Here is a 21,778-nt window from a genome sequence, read left to right on the forward strand (position 1 = left end):
ACAAAAAGAAGGACCTCTTGTTTTTCCATATAAAGGTACGGGGAGAGAATAACAATGATTACAAAAGTAATAACAAAGAGAAATTGGGAAATCGCAAAGATAAATGGAGAAATTAATGAAGCCTCATTAAAAGAAGAGGGATTTATTCATTGTTCGTTTTTTGAACAAGCTTTAAACGTTGCAGCAAAATATTTTATTCATGAAGTAGATGTTTTATTACTGACAATTGATCCATCCTTAGTGAAAGCAGAAATAAAATATGAACTTGCTTCTAACGGCCAAGAATATCCGCATGTTTACGGAGCAATTAATATAGATGCAATTATAGATGTTGATCCATTGCTTAAGGAAAAAGGGGAATTTATATTACCAGAGTTACAAAGTTAAGCGTGTTATAAGTAAGCTAGAAAAGCACAAATTACAAATTTGTGTTTTTTATTATCCGTTTTTTGGTAAAAAACATTGTGTTTGTCACCATAATACTGTACGATACATAGTATAAAACATATACTGTATGACATATAGTAATGGAAATGAGGTGAATATATGGATGCTTTATTAAATTCATTAATTACTGAGCTAAGAAGAGGTACATTAACATTAGCAGTTTTAAGCCAATTAAGAACGCCGCAGTATGGATATTCACTTGTCCAATTATTAGAGAAATCAGGAATCGTAATCGATCAAAGTACTTTATATCCACTACTTCGCCGGTTAGAAAAGCAAGAGCTAGTGACGAGTAGTTGGGATAAAACAGAGAGTAGACCTCGTAAATATTATGTTTTAACTGAATACGGATTAGAAATATTCCAGCAGTTGAGAAAGGAATGGATAAAAGATTCGAAAGAACTTTATAACTTATTAAAGGAGGAGGACAAGAATGAATTTGATTGATATTTATGTCGAGGAAGTAGCGAAGAGATTACCTGAAAAAAATCGTGAAGATATTATTCTTGAGCTACGGTCAACAATTGAGGATATGTTGCCTGATGATTATAATGAAGATGATGAAAAAAGGGTTCTTGAAAAATTGGGGAGTCCGGTTTCATTAGCTAATGGATATTTGGATAGACCGATGCATTTAATTGGACCGCGTTATTTTGATGTATATACGACATTATTAAAAATGATCATTCCAATTGCAGTTGTTATTGCACTCATTGCAATGGTTGCAGAAAATTTTTTAAGTTATACTGGTGATCAAGCAGTATTAAATGTTATTTTACAAGTAATAGGTAAAGGCATTGGAGAAATTTTTGAAGTAGCCCTCCATGTATTTTTCTGGTTAACACTCGTATTTGCTATTTTAGAAAGAACGGATAAAAACAAAGATACCGAGCCGTTGACGACAAATTTAAAAAAGTGGACGCCAGATGATTTGAAAAACATTTCGTACATTCCGAAGAAAAAAGCAATCTCCAAGTTTGAAGTTTTTGGAGGGTTAATGTGGACGGCAATATGGGGTACACTTTATTTTTATGCGAATCATCTCGTTGGCGTATACAGTGGTACGGGAAGTGGATTGAAGTTTGTCGCGCCAACGTTTAATCAAGATGTGTTACTTCAGTATTGGCCAATCGTTGTGATGATAATTGTTTTTGAAATAGCGATATCTCTTTATAAATTAGTACAGGGACAATGGACAAAAAGATTGGCAATCGGGAATGCTATTCTCCAAATAGCTGGAACGATAGTATTCATTATAATTGTAGTAAATCCGCACATATTTACCGATGGATTTATTACGTTTGTGGTAAATGTGTTCACTATTTCTCCGGAAGAACTTAAAAAGTGGCTAATTAGTGGGGGTATTCTCATTTACGTTTTATCTGCTGCATTAAACATTTATGATGGCTTTCGAAAAGCTAGTGTTCGTGTAACAAATAGGTAGTTAAAAAGAGAACGTATATGAAAGGAAAAAAACGATGATAAGGGAAGCAACGGAAAAAGATGTAATATACATTTTAGATATTTATAATGATGCGATACTGAATACAACTGCTGTATATACGTATAAACCCGTAACCCTTGAAAATAGAATAGATTGGTATGAACAAAAAAAGGCTGATGGTTATCCGATTTTTGTATACGAACTAGATAATAAAGTAGTAGGATTTGCGACATTCGGTCCGTTTAGAGCTTGGCCTGCCTACAAATATTCAATTGAGCATTCTGTGTATGTTGATAAGGAATATAGAAAATGTGGGATTGGAACTTCTTTGATGAGAGCATTGATCACAATTGCAAAAGAAAGAGAATATATGACTTTAATTGCTGGAATTGATGCGGAAAACGAGAAAAGTATTGCCTTACATGAAAACTATGGATTTGTTCATGCAGGGACGATTAAAAAGGCTGGTTATAAGTTTAATAAATGGCTAGATTTAGCTTTTTATCAATTGGAGCTTAATGGTCCTAAAAATCCTTTAGAAGAATAGAAAATTAGTATCTTAGGTAGCATGGAGTTATTCATGCTACCTTTTTCTTATTGTAATCATAAGAATGCTTATCTAAAAAGGGATTTTATATTATATATTGAATTATTAAAAAATAATATAACGTTTGGAAAAGAGGCTGGGAAATGGAAACTGTCATTCAAAAAATGAAAGAGATACAATCTGATCATGTTGGGATAGCTATTTATTCTACAAAAAGTAATCGCATAGTTGCTTCATATAATAGTGAATTAAATATTCCGTTAGCATCGGCAGCAAAAGTAACAATAGGATTTGTAGTAGCGCAGATGGTGAAGGAAAATAAATGTAATTGGCATGATATACTTCATCATGTTAAATTTAATCCAAATGAAGATAGTGCGCAGTTGTATCCACATTTACAAGGAAGAAGGACTTTAACACTTAGTAAAGCAGTAGAAGTGATGATAGCATGTCATGATAGTTACGTTGCACAGTCAGTTGTAATGTACTGTGGTGGATGGGATGCTGTGAAAATGTATGCCCAAACGTACTTTTCAAAAATTTATATACAAGAGGACGCTAGAGATGAGAAAAATGTTGGAGAATTAAATGAAGTTCTTTCACTTTTAGTACATATTTTTCAGGGTTATAAATCAGAAGCAGAATTATGGGAACCAATTATTAGCGGCATGGTAAGACAGCAAGCTGAATATGAAGGAATACATTCATATCACTTAGCTCATATGACAGGTGGGCTATCTTCAGCTGCAATAAATATTGGTATAATAGGAATATTTAACGAATTTCCGTTTCTTTATGTTATTGGGGGAAAAGATTTACCTAACCGACTTGAAAATAAAGAGGTAGATGAAGCTTTTGCGGTAGCTTTGAAGTACATATACAAAGAATATAGTGAAAGCATGCTAGGAGTGAGTAATTGAAAAGAAACTTAAAGACATCAACAATCATTATGTTAATTGTAACGATTATTGCTCTTGAAGTGGGTATCGCACTATACAATCACAATTTGTCATTAGATACTATTTATTTTGCAGCGATCCTCATTTGTATTGTATTACTTTTTGGTACACGTGTTTCTGAGAAGAAAGAGAGACGAAAAAAAACAGCTCTTTTATTTTGGCCATCTATTTTACTATCTATCGCTTGTTTTGCAGTTATAAGTTACATAAGAATAGGCTATGTTTCTGTACCAGGTATAATTGGCTTTTCATGCTTTGTTATTTATGGTGGTTTCGTATTTATTAGTATGTTAAAAAGGAAAAGTAAAAATGAGAGATAGCTTACTAAGTTGAAAGGAAGAGATATATGAAACGCATAGAGAATGGTACTCGCATAGAAGGAGAATATATAAAGAATAAAGTCATTCAATATAACATGTCTATTTTAACAGATGAAGCAAAACAGCCGATGGAACAAGTAAGTTTTGTTCTGAAAGATGAGGCTGGGAAAATCTTTGGCGGCGTAACAGGTACGATGTATTTTTATCATCTTCATATAGATTTTTTATGGGTTGATGATTCAGTTCGTCATGATGGTTATGGTAGTCAACTATTACATAAAATTGAAGATATTGCGAAGGAAAAAGGTTGTAGATTAATATTATTAGATTCATTTAGTTTTCAAGCACCAGAATTTTATAAAAAGCATGGCTACCGAGAATATGGTGTTGTTGAAGATCATCCGAAAGGGCATAATCAACACTTTTTAGAGAAGAGGTTATAGTATTCGTGTTTTGCAAGAAAAGTGTTTTTTAAAAGCATCGCCAATAAGGCGATGCTTTTTTTAGTTTATAGAAACTAATCCATCTGATGCAATTATGCGAAGAAATAGTTCGATTCGTATTACAAGGATTTTCTTTTTTTACTATTCAAATAGCTTATTCATTAAATCTTGTATTTCACGTCTTCTTTTATCTGTTTCATCCTTATCAATTGTATATGTATCATCCTCTATTATGAGAACATCACCCTCTTTTGCAGTGGAAGGGAGTTTGGATTTAGGTACATCAATTGTTACGTTATTCACTTCAATAACTGCTAGTTCGCCTTCGAAACGGTCAATAATACCTCTCTTCATAATTATCTCTCCGTTCTTACAGAAATGTTAGAACTATCACTAGTAATAATTACAGTTCCATTTAAATCCGTTCTATATACTTTAACAGACATTGCATTTAACTTTGCTAAAGTTTCCTGTGTGGGATGGCCATATCGGTTACCTGCACCTGCACTGATTACAGCGATACTTGGTTTCACTGCATCTAAAAATGGTTGAGAAGAAGAAGTCTTACTTCCGTGATGGCCAGGTTTTAATACATCGGATTTTAGGCCGGAACCATACGTTGCAACCATATCTTTTTCACTTTTAGATTCAGCATCACCAGTAAATAAGAAAGATTTGCTGCCATGTGTTACTTTTAATACAGCACTCCACTCATTTAGATCGTTACCGTATTCTTTAACAGGAGCTAAAAATTGTGAGTTTAAACCATTGATTGATAAAGTTACTCCAGACTTCGCTTCTTTAATAGTTAACCCTTTGTTAGCTACTGCAGTTAAAAAGTCTTGAAACGTTTGTGTCGTATGGCTTACTTTAGGTGCGTAAACGTTTTTTACATTCATAGCATAAAGTACTTCATCCAATCCGCCTACATGATCGGCATCAGGATGAGTAGCAATCATATAATCGATAGTTTGGAATCCTAATCCTTTTAAATAATTTGCTACTACTTTACCTTTTCCGTTGTTACCACCGTCAATAAGGATCGTTTCGCCACTTGGAGATTTAATAAAAGTAGCATCACCTTGTCCTACATCAATATAATGAACTTCTAACTCTCCTTTAGGCTTAGGAAGAGCCGGACGGAAACTAGGTTCTAATACACGAGCTAAAAATGCGGCGAACTGTTCACGAGTTACTTTTATGTCTGGACCAAATGTACCATCAGGAAACCCAGCTGTAATATTATTTTGAGCTAAAATTTTGACAAAATTGTAACCCCAATGAGTAGATGGAACATCAGGGAAATTGACGTCTGCACCTGTAGGTTGCAAATTAAAAGTTTTAACTAAAACTACTGCCATTTCTGCACGAGTTAATGAACGGTCAGGGAAATAGTTTGTTTCACGTTGTACAATGTTATTATGTGCTAACTTATGTACAGAATCATAGTAATAGATACCTTTGGCTACATCGGAAAAAATATGATTATAGCTAGATGGTTTTTCTAATTTTAATGATAAATCTAGCATTAAGGCCATTTGTCCACGAGTTACATCATCACCCGGTTTAAAAGTTCCTTCTGGCGTACCATTAATGATACCTTTATCCGATAAATAGTTAATTTCCTTAATTGCCCAATGATTAGATTGGACATCTGGGAAAGCTTTAGCACTTGTAAGATTTGGAATGAACAATGTTAAAATCATGACAAATGCTGTTAGTAATAAACTAAACTTTTTCAAAAAATCGACTCACTTAATGTATTTTTTACCTTATTAACTTTACCATTTATTACAAGTAATTCAAAGTTTAATAAGTAAATATTTTATTAGTTGTTTTGTATTTCCATAAATTCGTTAATTTGAAATAATCTAACTTAATAGAGGGGATAGGAAAGGTATTAGAGAATTGTTTATATTGCAATTGTAAAATCCATATTATAAATTTATAAAATCATTTATAATAATTTATATCATGTTAAATGGGAGAAAGAAAATGTATACATATAAATTACAAGATGAGAAACCAATCTGTTCAGAAAAATTAAAGAGGCTTTACGATTCTGTCGGTTGGTGGCCAGAAAGAAAAGAAATCGATATTCAAAAAATGTTAAAAAATAGTATAGCAATTGGGGTATGGAAAGAAAATGAGTTAATTGGTTTTGCTAGAGTTGTTTCAGATGGTGTTTTTCGAGCGTACTTAGAAGATGTTGTTGTGAATGAGAGTGTAAGGAATAAAGGTATTGGAGAGAAGATGCTTACAATGTTACTTGAAGAAATATCTCATATCGATATTGTGAGCTTATTTTGTGGAGAGAAGCTTATAAAGTTTTATGGTCAAAAACAATTTCAAGCGACGAAACAAATTGTGATGCATCGTAATCAAATAGTGAAAGAATAAGGGGAGAATTAGAATGAATGCAACAAGGGAATATTGTTTATCGAAAAGAAAAGCGACAGAAGATTCACCAGATGGTTGGAATGCAACGTGTATGAGGCTTAATAATAAAATATTTGCGATATTGAACCATGAAGAAGGCGAAAAAGCGGCAATAACATTAAAATGTGATCCAGAACTTGCGCTAAGATTAAGAGAAGAGTATCCAGAAACAATCATTCCGGGTTATCATATGAATAAAAAACATTGGAATACGGTGTATATACATAAAGATGTGGAACAGGTGCAAATTAATAAGATGATTGATTGGTCGTATGATTTAGTTCTACAATCATTTTCAAAGAGAAAGCAGCAAGAGTTATTAGATTAATATGTATAAGGGGTGGATGTATTGAAAGACACGATTAAAGATACATATGATAAATTAGCGAGTACATATAAAGAAAATCTAGATGTGGCAAATCCATATAACAGCTATTATGAAAGACCAGCGATGATGGAGATGGTTCCAAAGAAATTAGAAGGGAAGAGTATACTAGATGCCGGATGTGCAGCTGGATGGTATACTTCTCAATTTGTAGAAAGAGGAGCAAATGTTACTGCAATTGACGTAAGTTATGAAATGGTAAAAGCTGCAAAGGAAAGTATGGGGGATAAAGCAACGTTTCTTTGTCATGACTTGCAAGATATATTGCCATTTGAAGACAATACTTTTGATGTAATTGTAAGTTCGTTAACTCTTCATTACTTACAAAATTGGAATCAAGTATTTCAGGAGTTTCGTCGAGTACTGAAGCCAGGTGGAGAATTTATATACTCCATTCATCATCCTTTTATGGACTTTACAAAGTTTACTTGTAAAAATTATTTCGAAAAACAATTATTAGTAGATACTTGGGTTAAACCAAACATTACAATTGAAGTTGAATTTTTTAGAAGGTCACTTCAAGATATTATTAATGAAACAACAAATTATTTTATGTTAGAAAAAATGGTTGAACCGAGGCCAGTTGAAAAGATGAAAGAAGTAAATAAAAACTCTTATTACTATTTAAATACAAATCCACATTTTCTTATTGTTAAAGCAGTTAATAAATAGCTAGTAAAATGATTATATTTTACTAGCTATTTTGCAATTATAAATGATGAATTAGGAGTTTTGAAATGAATACGAAACGAAATAGATTACTATACGCAATGTTTACAATCCTTGTTATTATTTTAGGGCTTAGTTCAAGAAAATTTGCTTTTGCGCTGCCGGCTCTATTAAATGATTATTTAGGTGATGCTTTATGGGCTTTAATGATTTTCATTGGATTTGGATTTTTATTTCCTAAAATAGAAATGAAGAAATTGGCTTTTATTAGTTTAATGTTTTGCTACGGGATTGAAGTGAGCCAATTGTATCATGCTGAATGGATAGATAATATTCGTGCAACGACTTTAGGTGGACTCGTATTAGGTTATGGATTTTTGTGGAGTGATTTAGTTGCTTATACAATTGGTGTTGGGGTAGGATTTCTTTTTGAGTTTATATTAAGGACGAATAAGCGATTTTAAATGGAGGTATTTATTATGGAGGATATATTAGAAATTGTGAATTTTTGGTTTGAAGATAAAGATGTCACAGCTACTGAAATAAAAGCAAACGTAACAAAGATTCATTGTAATAATAAATCCTATATTTTGAAGGAAAAGGGATCGATAAAACAACTATTAGTTGAAATACATGTATTAGAACAGCTTGAGGAAAAAGGGGTTAAAGTACAAAAATTAGTGAAAACGAGTAATAGTAAAAAGTATGTATTTTATAAAGAGAAGTATTATTGTTTGTACAAATATATTGCTGGAAGTGGACTTGAAATAAAAGATACAGAAAATCTGAAGGAGCTAGGAAGTACAATTGGAGAAGAAATAGCTAATTTACATCAAGTACTTAATTCGGTGAATAATAATGGGTTAGTAAAAAGAGATTTGTATAAAGTAGTATACGGATGGGCTTTACCTATTTTAGAAAAGAATGAGTATGTTCATCAGGATGTAATTCGAAAAATGAATCAAATACATACAGCTTTCAAAGAAATAGTTCACCCATTACGAGAGCAAATTATTCATCGTGATATGCACTTATCCAATGTAATCTTTAAAGATAATGAATTTCAAGGTTTTATAGATTTTGAACTATTAGAAAGTAATGTAAGAGTATTCGATTTATGCTATTGCTGTACGAGTATTTTGAGTGAGTTATATAGTGATGAAGTATTAAGAGGGAAGTGGCAACATATTATCAGCACAATCTTTGAAGGATATAATAAACAAAACATTTTAATGAAAGAAGAACTACAGTCTATTTGGTATGTGATGCTTTCGATTCAAGTTATCTTTATTACTTATTTTGTTCAGTTAAAAGATTTATTAAAGTTAAATGAAGAGATGTTTTTCTGGATTTTTGCTAATAAAGAAACTATTGAAGAATTAATAGAAAGTAGTGTACAAATATGAAAAAAATAATATTAATAGGTTCTGGTGGTTCAGGGAAGTCTACATTAGCAAGGCAGTTAGGCAATAAATTAAATATTAAAGTACATCATCTTGATGCACTATTTTGGAAACCGAATTGGGAAGGAGTACCGAAAGAAGAGCAAAGAACGGTTCAGAATGAATTAGTGAAAGAAGATGAGTGGATTATTGATGGGAATTATGGCGGGACAATGGACCTAAGAATGAACGCAGCTGATACAATTATTTTTCTTGATATTCATAGAACAATATGTGTTTATCGTGCTTTTAAAAGAGTTATACAATATCGGAATAAAACAAGACCAGATATGGGCGCGGGATGTAAGGAAAGATTTGATTTACAATTTTTTAAATGGATATGGGAATATCCTAAGACGAAGCGACCTACAATTTTAAAGAAGTTAAATCAATTGAGTAAGGATAAAGATGTTATTATTTTAAAATCTACAAATGAAGTAAGACTATTTTTAGAGAAGTACAGTGCTATAAATGGTTAGATTATAAAAAGAAATAACCTGGGGGTATAGAATTGGATAGATTTATTAGGCTAGTTGATTCTAATATGGTGAAAATTCCAGCAGGAAAAGTAGAATTAAGAGATGATCGAATAAAAAAAGAATGGAAAGCCCAAGTTAATTCGTTTCTTCTTGCAAAGTATGTTGTAACGATGGAATTATATGATGCGATTACGAATCATACATCAAATTTATCCAAAGATAAAAAAAAACCAGTTGTAATTTACATAGATGACCTTGGATTTAGGCTCGCTAAGTCCATTTAGAAAAATTATAAGAGCAAAATAATATAGATAAGATTTAAAGTAAGGAGTGTTTTAAGTGGCACGTGTTTTATTCATTAATGCTGGATCAGAAGGACATATAAATCCAACGTTGCAAGTTGTAGAAGAATTAGTTTCGCGTGGGGAAGAGGTAGTTTATTTTTCGATAGAAGCTTTCAGAGAACGTATTGAAAAAACAGGGGCTATTGTAAGAACAATTGACGACCAAAGGTTTATAAAAGCATTTCTTTCCGGTGGCCGAAATTATTTGCAGGAAAGAATAAATGGCCTTCTACATACAGCAGATGTTATTATACCAAGTGTTCTTGAACAAATTGAAGGAGAACATTTTGATTATATGATTCATGATTCGATGTTTGGCTGTGGCCGTATAATTGCTCAAATTTTAAAGCTTCCGGCAATAAATTCCTGTACATCTTTTGCACAAGATGAAAAATCATTTCAACAAATGTTAGATCACTTGTCTAAAAGTATCCCAGTGAAAGTTCAGGAGAGGATACATAATGATTTTGAAAGATTAACTAAGGAGGTTGCGGAAAAGTATAGTGTTGAAATAAACTCACCATATGAAGTTTTCTGTAATCCAGCGTCACTTACTATTGTATATACAATAAAAGAGTTCCAGCCTTTTGGAGATATGTTTAATGAAACATTTAAATTTGTAGGTCCATCCGTCCCTGCACAAGTAAAAAATGAAGACTTTGATTTTACTTCAATTGAAGAAAAAAGCCCGATTTACATTTCGCTAGGCACTGTTTTTAATGAAGCGCTTGATTTTTATAAACTTTGTATGAAGGCGTTCGAGAATAGCGAGCATACTATTGTAATGTCTATTGGTAATAAAACGAACATAAGTGATTTAGGTGAAATTCCTAAAAACTTCATTGTGAAAAACTATGTACCACAAACGAAACTACTTGCATATACAAAGTTGTTTATTACACATGGTGGAATGAACAGTACACATGAAGGGCTATATAACGGGATTCCACTCATTGTAATTCCGCAAAGTGCAGATCAGCCAGTAATCGCAAAGCAAGTGGAGAATCTAGGAGCTGGGATTAAGTTATCTATGAAAGAATTAACTGTAGAACAACTACGTGAAAGTGTAGAACTTGTATTAAATAATCCATCATATAAAGAAGTTGCATGGAATTTGAAGGAATCTTTCCTGAAATCTGGTGGCTATCAGGAAGCTGCTGATGAGATTTTTACATTTATAGGTCAATAATAAATAGAAAATTATACATGAGAAGAGTGTCTATATGAAATGATATAGACACTCTTTTTTTATATGAAGCGGAGAATTCGTTGTTTTGAAATGTTAAATATTCTGTTTTGCAAATTCGGACCATAGTTTTACGTGTTACTAATGCTTTCATCATTTCTGCACAACTTCTGCACATACTTTGATGATTTCTATGTCATGATATATTCATCAAGTGAAATATTTCACAAGAAATGAAATATATTTTCACTGCGGTGTATGCATAACACACACATACATCGTTACAAGATTGTCTCTTGTTATTCTTTTACATCGAAGCCCACATTACACTACAAATTATAACAAGAAGGGGACAGGAACATGAAGAATCAATTTTTAAAACAACTACAAAACATGAAAATGAACAAAAAAAGTCTAGGAGCTGTTGCATTAACAGCTGGAATTATTGGCACGACACTTATTCCTCAAAACGCATACGCGCACGGTTTTGTTGAAAAGCCGAGCAGCCGATCTGCTTTATGTAGTCCAACTTATGGTGCACTAAATGTAAACTGCGGAAGTGTTATGTATGAACCACAAAGTTTGGAAGCTCCAAAAGGGTTCCCGCAAACTGGCCCAGTTGATGGTCAAATCGCTTCTGCAGGTGGTAAGTTTGGTGGTATTTTAGATCAACAAACTGCCGATCGTTGGTTTAAAAATACAATTACAGGCGGGGAAAATACATTTACGTGGAAATATACAGCGCCTCACTTAACGAGCAAATGGCATTACTATATTACAAAAAAAGGATGGAATCCAAATAAAGCGCTCACAAGAGCAGATTTTGAACCAATTGGAACTGTGCAACATGATGGTTCTGCAGCCTCAAATCATTTAACTCACAAAATCAATGTACCTACTGATAGAAGTGGGTATCATGTAATTTTAGCAGTATGGGATGTAGCTGATACAGCAAATGCATTCTATAATGTAATTGATGTTAATCTCATCAATGACGTAAAACCAGACACAGAAGCTCCAAGCATTCCAAATAGAATTCAGGCACAAAAAGTAACAGCGAATAGTATAGAACTAGCATGGACCGCTTCTACGGATAATGTAGGGGTAAAAGGGTATCAAATCTTCCGTAACGGAGAGATGATTGATACAGTACCAGGAACTCATTTTATTGATAAAAAATTACAACCAAGTACAGAATACTCTTATACTATAAAAGCAATTGACGCAGCTGGAAATGTATCGAAAGAAAGTGCAACGCTTACAGTAAAAACAACAGTTGAGGCTCCTGATACAGAAGCACCAACACAACCAAAAGGATTACATAGTATGGGAACGACAGCGTCAAGTGTGGATCTAATGTGGAGTCCTTCTGACGATAATATTGGTGTAGACCATTACGATATTTATAGAGAAACAAAAGGATCAATGGAAAAAATTGCAACATCCAATACGACTTCTTATATGGATAAATATTTACTCTCTAATACTACTTATAAATATGTAGTGAAAGCTGTTGATGTAGCTGGAAATGAATCTGTACAGAGTGATATATTCATAATTACTACAAAAACTGAAAGCGTTTCATATGAAGAATGGGATGCAAAGAAAGCATATGAAAAGGGAGATAAAGTTCTACACGAGGGAAAAGTATATGAAGCAGTCCAAAGTTATAAAGGAAATGGGGATCCAAACTGGATTTATGCCTTATCATTATGGAAAACAGTGTAAGCTTTACCTTGGTATGAACTAAGAGATAATGGGCTTTGATGCAAAAGGACATCTTGAGAATTCATTTTTCTATAAATAAAAAAGGGCAGTATATGAATACGTAAAGTAGTTTCATATACTGCCTTTTTTATTATGATAACATTTTCGTCATAAGTATATGCGGAATGCCATCTTCCATAAATACATCAGAAGAGGTTTGATAACCTAGTTTTTTATAAAATCCTTCAGCCTGTGTTTGACCGTGTAGTTTTACTTTTGTAGATTCTTTTTCACGAGCAATTTCTTCTAACGTTTGAATAATTACTTTTCCTAAACCGTATTTACGATAGTCTTTTAAAATACAAATACGTTCTAATTTTCCAGTTCCATCAACAAATCGTATGCGACCTGTACCAACAGGAAGCTCGTTATAATAAACTAAAATATGTTTACATTTCTCCCCGATTTCATCAAACATATCGAATTCATCTTCAAGTGGGACATTTTGTTCTTTTACAAATACTTCTTTTCGAATATGAAAGGCAGTTTCTAAATCTGTAAGTTCTGTTATGAGTTTGGAGTGCAAATTGTTCAATCCTTTCTAGTGTAATGTGCTTTTGTTTTCATAGTATATCATAATGTTACGTAATAACGAGAAAATATAAAAAAGCTGACTGTAAGAGTCAGCGTTCATTATAATTCCTGTATCCCGTTTTTTGTTCCAATAATCGCCTTACTAGTCATGTTAACAAACAATCCGGTTTCAACTACACCAGTAATCATTTTTAATCTTTTGTGTAAATCGGAAGGAGTAGCTATATGATTAGGAAATATACAATCGACAATCATATTATTATTATCGGTTATAAATATTTCATTATTTTTTAAACGTAACGTTGTTTGACATCCTAAAGATTGAATTTTACTTTCGGTTTGTTTCCATGAAAAAGGTATAATTTCAACAGGTAATGGGAAAGTACCTAAATGCGTTACGAGTTTCGATTCATCAGCAATGATAAGTAGTTCCTTAGAGGAAGAGGCAACGATTTTTTCGCGAAGTAATGCGCCACCGCCTCCTTTAATAAGCTGTAAATTAGAATCAATTTCATCAGCTCCATCAATTGTAAGATCAAGACTTTGTACGTCGTTTAACGAAATCAACGGAATATTTAGCTGCTGTGCCAATGCTTCCGTTTCCTTTGATGTCGGGACAGCTTGAATTGATAATCCCTCTTTTACACGTTGACCTAATTTTTGTATCGTCCAGTATGCGGTTGATCCTGTACCAAGACCAATCTTCATACCATCTTTTACGAAGGTTGCAGCATATTCACCAGCTATCTGTTTTAAATCCATCGCTTTACTCCGCCGGACGTGGTCCAGCATCAAGACCTGAACTTTCAACTGTAAGTACTGGACGAACTACTATATCCTTATGTACACGCATTTGACAAGATAATCGTAAATGATCCTCAATCCCTTTTTCAGTCATTGCATGTTTTTCATTCGCACTCGCTTCACAAAAATCACCGGCTATAATTTCTACTCTACAAGTTGTGCAACGTGCTTTTCCGCCGCAACGATGGAGTATGTTTACACCGTTATCTTCAATTGCTAATACTAATTTTGTGCCTTCTTTTACATCAAAAGTTCCCGCACCTTCAATTGTTAATTTTGGCAAATTTGTTCCTCCTCACGTAAAATTGTACATAACATATTTATGACCGCGAATTATTGAACATAAACATAATTTTTTTATATGCCCCGTAACTTTTTTATTTGTTGAATCGTTAATTAAGTAAGCGCTGAAAAGGAGTGGTTATTTTGTGCACAAAAGTAACTCATATTTTGAAAAATCATATCGATATGAATCATTCAAATATAACTTTTTTAATTGAGCAATACGGAGAGTTGAAAAGATACTGTACATTTTTAACGAAAAATAAATGGGATGGCGAAGATCTTGCCCAAGAAACGGTTTGTAAAGTACTTCAAAAATATAGTAATAAAGATATTTGTATGACGCTCGTATATAAAATAGCTAGAAATCGTTGGTTAGATCAAATAAAGTCAAAATCAGTTCATGAAAAAATAAGAGACCAAATTACTTTTGAAGAACCACATGAAAAAATTGCAGATTTGCATGAAATGGTAGGGAAAGTATTATCTTCATTAAATGTACAGCAATCCACGATTTTATTATTAAAGGATGTTTTTCAATATAGTATCGCTGATATTGCTAAAGTATGTTCCGTATCGGAAGGGGCAGTAAAAGCTTCTTTGTTTCGGAGTAGAAATAGGTTGAAAACTGTAAGTGAAGAAGGGATAGAGATAGTTGAATTCACAGACGATATGGAAGTTGTAGTAACGTCTATTCGAGAAGAGAGACCGGAATTATTAACGAAACTGCTTCCAACAATAGATTTTACTAAGTTACCATCTAAACAGCCAGTCTTATTATTTAATGTGAAACAACCTTCTTCCTACAGTTGTATGCTTTTAGCAGCATAACAATTATTGGAGGGATTTAAAATGAATGCAATTCCATATGTTGTAGAACAAACGAAATTAGGAGAACGTTCCTATGATATATACTCAAGGTTATTAAAAGACCGTATTGTTATTATTGGTTCAGAAATAAATGATCAAGTAGCGAGTAGTGTCGTAGCTCAATTATTATTTTTAGAAGCAGAAGATGCAGAGAAAGATATATTTTTATACATTAATAGTCCAGGCGGATCAACGACAGCAGGTTTTGCCATATTGGATACGATGAATTTAATCAAACCAGACGTGCAAACGCTATGCATGGGCTTTGCAGCATCATTTGGTGCATTGCTATTATTATCAGGTGCAAAAGGAAAACGGTTTGCACTCCCAAATAGTGAAATTATGATTCATCAGCCGCTTGGTGGTGCACAAGGGCAAGCAACGGAAATTGAAATCACAGCAAAAAGAATTTTAAAGTTAAAACATGATATTAATAAAATGATTGCAGAAAAAACAGGGCAACCGATTGAAAGAGTAGCACATGATACAGAAAGAGATTATTTTATGACCGCAGAAGAAGCAAAGGCATATGGGATTGTAGATGATGTTGTTACGAAAAAATAGCAGAAAGCAGGCTAGAGAGTAAAGTATATTCTCTAGCCTGTTTTATTAATCTTTTATCCATTCATCGACTAACGCTTGATTCTTTTTAATCCATTTTCGCGCCGCTTCTTCGGGATCTTTCGTTTTATTTAACTCGACCATTAATGTACCAAGCTGTTCATCGTTCATTTTCCATTTATCAAAGTATTTTATGATATCCGGATGATCTTTTTCGAAACCTTTACGAACGGAGTAATAAATGTCATCTTTTTCACCATATACTTTCTTAGGGTCTTTTAAATATTTTAAGTCAAATTCTGAAAACCCCCAATGTGGATTCCAAAGCGTAACAGCGATTGGTTTCTTTTTCGTATATGCTTTTTTTAGTTCACTCATCAAAGCAGCTTCAGAAGACTGGACAAGTTTTAGCTTTATATCATATTCCTTCATCGCTTTATTCGTTAAATTCATAAGACTGCTGCCAGGTTCAATTCCGACAATTTTATTATCTAGTTCATCTTTATGTGCATTTAGATCTTCAATGCTGTTTATGTTTTTCACATAAGAAGGGACAACTAAACCTAGTCCGGTTCCTTCATACCATTTTGATTTTAAGACAATATCATCTTTATAACGATCATTTAGTGGTTTATCCGTAACGGGTAGCCATACTTCTAAATTAGCATCAACATCACCGCGAGCAACACCAGTCCAAATTGCCGCTTTTTCTAAATACATGAGTTCAACTTTGTAGCCTTTTTGTTCTAGTAGTACCTTCCACATATTTGCAGTTGCAATGTTTTCTTTCCAACTTGTTACACCTAGTTTAATTTTTCCTTTCGAATTTGCATTTGTTGCATTACATGAAGAGAAAATCATAGTAATAAATAATGCAAGGCATATGAGCCATATTTTCTTTCTCATTAAAAACCTCCTAAGAAACGTTTGCTTTTTAAATAAATGTATAAGTAAGCATTCTTATTATGAACGGAAAAAAGAATTTTAAAGAAATCTTATAAATGTTATTTTTATGTAATATTTCTTTGCAAAATCGCAACACTATGTGAATAGATGGGTAGAAAAGGAGTAGTGACATGGATAATACAAAGGTACGTGTTGAAAACGTAACAAAAGTATTTGGGAAACACCCGCAAAGAGCGCTTACCTTATTAAAAGAGGGAAAAAGTAAATCGGAAATTTTGAAAGAGACAGGAATGAACGTTGGCGTAAAAAAGGCGACGTTCGAAGTATATACGGGAGAAATTTTCGTTATTATGGGATTGTCTGGTAGCGGGAAATCGACATTAGTTCGTATGTTAAACCAACTGATTAGACCAACAGCGGGGCATATATACATAGATGGAGAGGATATCGCAACGATGGGAAAAGAAGAGTTGCGAAGAGTGAGAAGAACGAAGATGAGCATGGTGTTTCAGAAATTCGCTCTATTCCCTCATCGTACCGTTTTGCAAAATGTTGCATATGGGTTGGAAATACAAGGAGTTCCAGTAGAGGAACGAGAGAGAAAAGCGTTAGAGTCCTTGAAGTTAGTTGGACTTGATCATCATAAAGATAATTATCCAAGTCAACTGAGTGGTGGTATGCAACAGCGTGTCGGCATTGCGAGAGCGCTTACGAATGATCCAGATGTTTTACTTATGGATGAGTCATTTAGTGCATTAGATCCACTGATTCGAAAAGAAATGCAAGATGAACTGTTAGAATTACAAGATAAAATGGAAAAAACAATTATTTTTATTACGCATGATTTAGATGAAGCCCTTCGAATTGGTGATCGAATTGCGTTAATGAAAGATGGAGAAGTTGTCCAAATTGGAACGCCAGAAGAAATTATGATGAGTCCTGCGAATGAATTTGTAGAGAAATTCGTGGCGGATGTGAATTTAGGAAAAGTAATAACGGCGGAATCTATATTAAAACGACCAGAGACGTTATTAATAGACCGTGGACCACGTGTAGCACTTCAAATTATGAGAAATGCCGGCGTTTCTACCGTATATGTTGTAAACAAAAAATATGAGTTTTTAGGAATATTAACGGCAGATGATGCGAGTAAAGCAGTACAAAAGCAATGGCCGATTGCTGATTTATTACTTACCGATATTCCGCACGTGTATTTAGATACTTTACTGGAAGAAACGTATGCGAAAATGGCGGAGATGAAATATCCGTTACCAGTAATTGATGAGAAGAAAAGGCTAAGAGGAATTATTAAACGTGAAAGTGTCATTCAAGCTCTTGCAGGTAATATTGAAGAAGAGGTGAAAGACGATGAATAGTATACCACGTATTCCTTTAGGGGAATGGGTCGACTCATTTGTTGCAAGTTTATATGAGCACTTTGAAGGCTTATTCCGAGGATTCTCTTATATTATCGGTGGATTCGTTGATTTACTCACTAATTTTTTAACAATAATACCGGCTATATTGATGATTATTATTTTGTGTTTCCTCATTTGGTACACAACGAGAAAAGTATCTTTAGTTATTTTTACACTCATCGGATTATTATTTATTTTGAATATTAACTACTGGGCACAGACGATGCAGACATTAGCTCTTGTACTTACATCTGTTATTATTTCAATTATTGTAGGTATCCCAATTGGCATTTTAGCTTCGCAAAATGAACGGTTTTCAAAATTTTTAAAACCGACATTAGATTTTATGCAAACAATGCCGGCTTTCGTATATCTGATTCCTGCGATTACATTTTTCGGAGTAGGGGTAGTACCTGGGATTATTGCATCGGTAATCTTTGCAATGCCACCGACAATTCGTTTTACTGACTTAGGAATTAGACAAGTTCCAGAAGATTTAATAGAAGCAGCGAATGCGTTTGGCTCTACCGCATCACAAAAATTATTTAAAGTACAATTACCACTCGCAACTGGAACGATCATGGCTGGTGTGAACCAAAGTATTATGCTCTCTTTATCAATGGTAGTAACAGCATCGCTTGTAGGAGCTCCAGGTCTTGGAGTTGATGTATACCGCTCTGTGACACAAGTTAATATCGGGATGGGATTTGAAGCGGGACTAGCCATTGTTGTCATTGCGATTATATTAGATCGTATTACACAAGGATTTCACCAAAAAAGAAGATAACAAGAAAACACACTTTATTATACAAAGTGTGTTTTTTGTTTGAATAGATTATATTCGAACGATAACAGAACCGTCAGCTGACGCAAAAACTTGTTTTTTTATTTCATTGATTTAATTCTTCGATGAATAACGATATGTTTGTTTAATAGCGACTTGAAAATCTCTTCTTAAGAAGAGGATTATGTGGTGGAAAAGTATAAGTAATAAAGTGCATTTTTTGGAAATTATTAAGTGGAATAGCGAATATATTAGGAGACAGTGACTTCATGTAAATAGATATTATTTTGGAAGAAATTATGAGAGGAGATGCTATTTTGTCTAAAAAGAAAAAAAGTAATGATGCCTTGGCGATAGGCGTCGGTATAGGGGTTGTAATCGGTGTAGTCCAAGGTTATTTTACAAATAATTTAGTAGTCGGAATTGTGATTGGGATTGTAATTGGAGTTGTGGTTTTGAAGAAAAAATGAGGTGTAAATTCAATTCAAAATTGTTGCGTTAAAAGAATGAATTTTCGGAATATAAATCTTATTTTTCCTTTTTTTATGATATTATATATAAAAAGGATGGTGATGGATATGCCAACAAATAATCAAGAAGAACAAAATTGCTTCATTTGTGAAAAACATAAAGGAAATATTACAGTTCCAGGTGGAGCTATTTACGAAGATGAACTCGTTTACGTTGGACATGTCCACTGGGATAGCGAAGAAACGTATCTTGGTTATGTAATGATAGATATAAAAAGACATGTACCTGGTCTTGCTGAGCTAACAGATGAAGAAGCAAAAAGGTTCGGACTTATATCAAGTAGAGTAAGTAAAGCACTAAAAGAAAGTGAAGGTGCCGAACATATTTACACTTTTGTTTCAGGGAATGGTGTACCACATATGCATATGCACATCATACCGCGTTATGCAAATACACCAAAAGAGTTTTGGTCACTGACTGAAGTAGAGAAATGGAACGGTGCGCCTTATAGTGATACAGAAAAAATCAAAAAACTATGCGAAAGAATACGAAAGTATATGGTGAGTGAATATGCATACAACAAATAATAGACAACATTCATGGATTGGAAGTAGAGAAATGTGTTTAGACGAAATTTCGGTAAAGCAATATGGTGATATCGTGCTCGGTGCATATGGTGGGAATATTAGTGCCGGAGCAAAAAAGAATGAAGATGGTGCGTTAGTTTGGTCAAATGGTGATTGGGAATTTGCAGCTATATTAGATGGACATAATAGTGCAGAAAGTGTTGATTTAGTAGTAAATACAATTCAAAAAGAATATGAAAATATAAAAGAAATGATGAATGAATCGATTGATACAGTATTTCGATCTATTGAAAATCATATTCTTACAATCTTACAATCTTCTTCATTTAAGGAAAAGTGCAAAAGAATTAAAGGTGAAACAGCTTGCTTACTATGTGTAAGAAAAGAAAACTATATATGGTGGTTATCTATCGGAGACTGTTTAGTGTATGTATTTCATGATGAATTACACAAATTAGGACAATACGCACTAAATCAACGTCATTTTTACGAATGGATTGGTAACGTAAATACTTTTGATTTACCTGTTCCTTGTTATTCAACAGGCATTCGTGAATTACGTAATGGAAAGAATCGAATTGTAATGGTGACAGATGGAGTATTAGAATGCGGGGAACGTCGGTATGAAACTCCTGTAAATCTGTATAGTGATATGAATAGAAATAATATAAAACTTGAAGAAAGTGTTCATCATGTATTAGAGCACGTTCATCATCAATTCGGACGCGATAGTGCGACAATTATTAGTTGGGACATTGATAATAAAGGAAAAGCTACTTATCCGAGTGATCAGCCAGAGAAAATAAAAGTAAGAAAATAAAAGGAGAGGGTTTTCTGTCAATTACCAAAATAACGCTATTAATTTTATGGGTACTATGTATATTCGTTTTTGAAAAAATAGCAAGAAGAAGATTAAACATCCCGAAACAAAAGGGATGGGATAATCAATATGTGAATAAAACACATAAATGGGGGAATAGAATTATTATTTTCTCTTATATAGTTGTTATTGCGATAAGTGCTTTGTTTCCAAACCGTATATTTATGGGGTATGTACCTCTTTTGTTTTTTATCACGTTATATGGATTTCAATCATATATGGAGTGGAAATATGATAAGGAATCGCGCGAGTTCTTGATTTCATTTTTTGCAGTTACAGCGCTAATAATAACTGGATTAATTATATACTTCTTTCTTTAATAAATTTTCAATTAAAGATTTAAAGGAGGAAAATAATGAATAGATCTGTATTACGTGTAGAAGTTATTATTTATAATGGAGATAACTCAAAAGTGCTCGTTCAATGCGATGAAAATGAATCATTTTATCGTTTTCCAGGAGGCTCTATTGAATTTGGTGAACCAGCAAAAGAAGCGATAATACGAGAATTAATGGAAGAATACGATTTGAAAATTGATGTCCAAAAGCTAGCTGTTGTAAATGAGCATATTTTCGAGTGGAACAACGAAAAAGGACATCATTGTACATTGATATATTGGGGAACTGTTCAAGAGATGGTTACAAATGAAATAAGGCATAAAGAACATGAGAATATTATATTAATATGGAAGAGCATAGAGGAATTAAAGGAGAAGCCAACATATCCTGAAGGAATTGTAAGTTATTTAGAAGAGAATAACCATAATATAGTCCACTTTGTTTCTAAAAATATATAAAGTAATTGGAGGGA

The 21,778-nt window shown here is 33.3% G+C and carries 30 protein-coding genes and 1 pseudogene; 25 read left to right on the forward strand and 6 right to left on the reverse strand.

Annotation, left to right across the window (positions count from 1 at the left end; translation table 11 throughout):
• Nucleotides 1-54: 54 nt before the first annotated feature.
• The 7 genes from QCI47_RS14105 (at nt 55) to QCI47_RS14135 (ending at nt 4,160) form a co-directional block, all read left to right on the forward strand.
• Nucleotides 55-387: a DUF952 domain-containing protein gene (locus QCI47_RS14105; protein WP_309423099.1), complete on the forward strand. Its 333-nt coding sequence runs from the start codon at nt 55-57 to the stop codon at nt 385-387.
• Nucleotides 388-546: 159 nt separating this feature from the next.
• Nucleotides 547-894 carry a PadR family transcriptional regulator gene (locus QCI47_RS14110; protein WP_000339349.1) on the forward strand — a complete coding sequence of 116 codons (348 nt, stop codon included), beginning with the start codon at nt 547-549 and terminating at the stop codon, nt 892-894.
• Nucleotides 881-1,891 (forward strand): HAAS signaling domain-containing protein, encoded by a 1,011-nt coding sequence (locus QCI47_RS14115; protein ID WP_076867709.1) that lies wholly within the window; start codon nt 881-883, stop codon nt 1,889-1,891. Before QCI47_RS14110 ends, QCI47_RS14115 begins: the two co-directional genes overlap by 14 nt.
• A gap of 34 nt (nt 1,892-1,925) precedes the next feature.
• Complete coding sequence (locus tag QCI47_RS14120; RefSeq protein WP_000617502.1) at nt 1,926-2,438, forward strand: GNAT family N-acetyltransferase; 513 nt, start codon at nt 1,926-1,928, stop codon at nt 2,436-2,438.
• 143 nt (nt 2,439-2,581) lie between these two features.
• Nucleotides 2,582-3,358 carry a serine hydrolase gene (locus QCI47_RS14125; RefSeq protein ID WP_061130464.1) on the forward strand — a complete coding sequence of 259 codons (777 nt, stop codon included), beginning with the start codon at nt 2,582-2,584 and terminating at the stop codon, nt 3,356-3,358.
• Nucleotides 3,355-3,717 carry a hypothetical protein gene (locus QCI47_RS14130; protein ID WP_076872152.1) on the forward strand — a complete coding sequence of 121 codons (363 nt, stop codon included), beginning with the start codon at nt 3,355-3,357 and terminating at the stop codon, nt 3,715-3,717. The genes QCI47_RS14125 and QCI47_RS14130 overlap by 4 nt, the downstream gene beginning before the upstream one ends.
• Nucleotides 3,718-3,743: 26 nt before the next feature.
• Nucleotides 3,744-4,160, forward strand: coding sequence for a GNAT family N-acetyltransferase (locus QCI47_RS14135; protein WP_071741990.1), 417 nt, complete (start codon nt 3,744-3,746; stop codon nt 4,158-4,160).
• 141 nt (nt 4,161-4,301) lie between these two features.
• Here the strand turns inward: QCI47_RS14135 and QCI47_RS14140 are convergent, their stop codons facing one another.
• Both QCI47_RS14140 and QCI47_RS14145 read right to left on the reverse strand, forming a co-directional pair.
• The gene (locus QCI47_RS14140; RefSeq protein ID WP_000820164.1) at nt 4,302-4,514 is read right to left on the reverse strand and encodes a DUF3006 domain-containing protein; all 213 of its coding nucleotides are present in this window, start codon (nt 4,512-4,514) and stop codon (nt 4,302-4,304) included.
• A 2-nt stretch (nt 4,515-4,516) separates the two neighbouring features.
• Nucleotides 4,517-5,902 (reverse strand): S-layer homology domain-containing protein, encoded by a 1,386-nt coding sequence (locus QCI47_RS14145; RefSeq protein ID WP_061130465.1) that lies wholly within the window; start codon nt 5,900-5,902, stop codon nt 4,517-4,519.
• A 253-nt stretch (nt 5,903-6,155) separates the two neighbouring features.
• On the opposite strand from QCI47_RS14145, the gene QCI47_RS14150 reads away from it, so the two are divergent.
• From QCI47_RS14150 to QCI47_RS14190, 9 genes and pseudogenes are all read left to right on the forward strand, one after another.
• Complete coding sequence (locus tag QCI47_RS14150; RefSeq protein ID WP_242231068.1) at nt 6,156-6,560, forward strand: GNAT family N-acetyltransferase; 405 nt, start codon at nt 6,156-6,158, stop codon at nt 6,558-6,560.
• 13 nt (nt 6,561-6,573) lie between these two features.
• Complete coding sequence (locus QCI47_RS14155) at nt 6,574-6,927, forward strand: MmcQ/YjbR family DNA-binding protein (RefSeq protein WP_000994635.1); 354 nt, start codon at nt 6,574-6,576, stop codon at nt 6,925-6,927.
• A 21-nt stretch (nt 6,928-6,948) separates the two neighbouring features.
• Nucleotides 6,949-7,656, forward strand: coding sequence for a class I SAM-dependent methyltransferase (locus tag QCI47_RS14160; RefSeq protein ID WP_309423094.1), 708 nt, complete (start codon nt 6,949-6,951; stop codon nt 7,654-7,656).
• A gap of 65 nt (nt 7,657-7,721) precedes the next feature.
• Nucleotides 7,722-8,117, forward strand: coding sequence for a ribosomal maturation YjgA family protein (locus QCI47_RS14165; protein ID WP_242231067.1), 396 nt, complete (start codon nt 7,722-7,724; stop codon nt 8,115-8,117).
• Between the two features lie 15 nt (nt 8,118-8,132).
• The gene (locus tag QCI47_RS14170) at nt 8,133-9,059 is read left to right on the forward strand and encodes a phosphotransferase enzyme family protein (RefSeq protein WP_000389483.1); all 927 of its coding nucleotides are present in this window, start codon (nt 8,133-8,135) and stop codon (nt 9,057-9,059) included.
• Entirely contained in the window at nt 9,056-9,574 is a 519-nt protein-coding gene (locus QCI47_RS14175) for a DNA topology modulation protein (RefSeq protein WP_242231066.1), read from the forward strand. Before QCI47_RS14170 ends, QCI47_RS14175 begins: the two co-directional genes overlap by 4 nt.
• 32 nt (nt 9,575-9,606) lie before the next feature.
• Nucleotides 9,607-9,813, forward strand: a pseudogene (locus QCI47_RS14180) (hypothetical protein); the annotation flags it as partial.
• A 100-nt stretch (nt 9,814-9,913) separates the two neighbouring features.
• A complete protein-coding gene (locus tag QCI47_RS14185) occupies nt 9,914-11,107 on the forward strand; it encodes a macrolide family glycosyltransferase (RefSeq protein WP_000124899.1) in 1,194 nt (397 codons plus the stop codon).
• A gap of 357 nt (nt 11,108-11,464) precedes the next feature.
• On the forward strand, nt 11,465-12,832 hold the full coding sequence (locus tag QCI47_RS14190) for a lytic polysaccharide monooxygenase (RefSeq protein WP_000795733.1): 1,368 nt from the start codon (nt 11,465-11,467) through the stop codon (nt 12,830-12,832).
• Between the two features lie 130 nt (nt 12,833-12,962).
• Here QCI47_RS14190 and QCI47_RS14195 read toward each other — a convergent pair whose 3' ends face one another.
• The 3 genes from QCI47_RS14195 to QCI47_RS14205 all read right to left on the reverse strand — a co-directional run bounded on the left by QCI47_RS14195 (nt 12,963) and on the right by QCI47_RS14205 (nt 14,492).
• Nucleotides 12,963-13,397 (reverse strand): GNAT family N-acetyltransferase, encoded by a 435-nt coding sequence (locus QCI47_RS14195; RefSeq protein WP_000555715.1) that lies wholly within the window; start codon nt 13,395-13,397, stop codon nt 12,963-12,965.
• A 107-nt stretch (nt 13,398-13,504) separates the two neighbouring features.
• On the reverse strand, nt 13,505-14,167 hold the full coding sequence (gene rpiA / locus QCI47_RS14200; protein WP_073541730.1) for a ribose 5-phosphate isomerase A: 663 nt from the start codon (nt 14,165-14,167) through the stop codon (nt 13,505-13,507).
• A gap of 4 nt (nt 14,168-14,171) precedes the next feature.
• On the reverse strand, nt 14,172-14,492 hold the full coding sequence (locus QCI47_RS14205; RefSeq protein ID WP_001125376.1) for a 2Fe-2S iron-sulfur cluster-binding protein: 321 nt from the start codon (nt 14,490-14,492) through the stop codon (nt 14,172-14,174).
• Between the two features lie 143 nt (nt 14,493-14,635).
• Between QCI47_RS14205 and QCI47_RS14210 the strand changes: the two genes are divergently transcribed.
• Entirely contained in the window at nt 14,636-15,322 is a 687-nt protein-coding gene (locus QCI47_RS14210; protein ID WP_000337497.1) for an RNA polymerase subunit sigma-70, read from the forward strand.
• A gap of 21 nt (nt 15,323-15,343) precedes the next feature.
• The gene (gene clpP / locus QCI47_RS14215) at nt 15,344-15,925 is read left to right on the forward strand and encodes an ATP-dependent Clp endopeptidase proteolytic subunit ClpP (RefSeq protein ID WP_000991625.1); all 582 of its coding nucleotides are present in this window, start codon (nt 15,344-15,346) and stop codon (nt 15,923-15,925) included.
• A gap of 45 nt (nt 15,926-15,970) precedes the next feature.
• On the opposite strand, the gene QCI47_RS14220 is transcribed toward clpP, so the two are convergent.
• Nucleotides 15,971-16,828 (reverse strand): glycine betaine ABC transporter substrate-binding protein, encoded by an 858-nt coding sequence (locus tag QCI47_RS14220; RefSeq protein WP_001227645.1) that lies wholly within the window; start codon nt 16,826-16,828, stop codon nt 15,971-15,973.
• A 170-nt stretch (nt 16,829-16,998) separates the two neighbouring features.
• On the opposite strand from QCI47_RS14220, the gene QCI47_RS14225 reads away from it, so the two are divergent.
• The 7 genes from QCI47_RS14225 (at nt 16,999) to QCI47_RS14255 (ending at nt 21,764) form a co-directional block, all read left to right on the forward strand.
• Nucleotides 16,999-18,204 (forward strand): quaternary amine ABC transporter ATP-binding protein, encoded by a 1,206-nt coding sequence (locus QCI47_RS14225; RefSeq protein WP_000370623.1) that lies wholly within the window; start codon nt 16,999-17,001, stop codon nt 18,202-18,204.
• Complete coding sequence (locus QCI47_RS14230; RefSeq protein ID WP_001084762.1) at nt 18,197-19,033, forward strand: ABC transporter permease; 837 nt, start codon at nt 18,197-18,199, stop codon at nt 19,031-19,033. Before QCI47_RS14225 ends, QCI47_RS14230 begins: the two co-directional genes overlap by 8 nt.
• A 296-nt stretch (nt 19,034-19,329) precedes the next feature.
• A complete protein-coding gene (locus QCI47_RS14235; protein ID WP_071742003.1) occupies nt 19,330-19,500 on the forward strand; it encodes a glycine zipper domain-containing protein in 171 nt (56 codons plus the stop codon).
• Between the two features lie 102 nt (nt 19,501-19,602).
• Nucleotides 19,603-20,088, forward strand: coding sequence for an HIT family protein (locus QCI47_RS14240; protein ID WP_071741995.1), 486 nt, complete (start codon nt 19,603-19,605; stop codon nt 20,086-20,088).
• Nucleotides 20,072-20,908 carry a PP2C family serine/threonine-protein phosphatase gene (locus tag QCI47_RS14245; RefSeq protein WP_000557569.1) on the forward strand — a complete coding sequence of 279 codons (837 nt, stop codon included), beginning with the start codon at nt 20,072-20,074 and terminating at the stop codon, nt 20,906-20,908. Before QCI47_RS14240 ends, QCI47_RS14245 begins: the two co-directional genes overlap by 17 nt.
• Before the next feature lie 41 nt (nt 20,909-20,949).
• Entirely contained in the window at nt 20,950-21,288 is a 339-nt protein-coding gene (locus QCI47_RS14250; RefSeq protein ID WP_071741996.1) for a DUF4181 domain-containing protein, read from the forward strand.
• Between the two features lie 35 nt (nt 21,289-21,323).
• Complete coding sequence (locus tag QCI47_RS14255; RefSeq protein ID WP_071741997.1) at nt 21,324-21,764, forward strand: NUDIX domain-containing protein; 441 nt, start codon at nt 21,324-21,326, stop codon at nt 21,762-21,764.
• The last annotated feature ends 14 nt before the right edge of the window (nt 21,765-21,778 follow it).

The sequence above is a fragment of the Bacillus cereus group sp. RP29 genome (assembly GCF_040459765.1).
GTDB classification, from domain to species: Bacteria; Bacillota; Bacilli; order Bacillales; family Bacillaceae_G; genus Bacillus_A; species Bacillus_A paranthracis.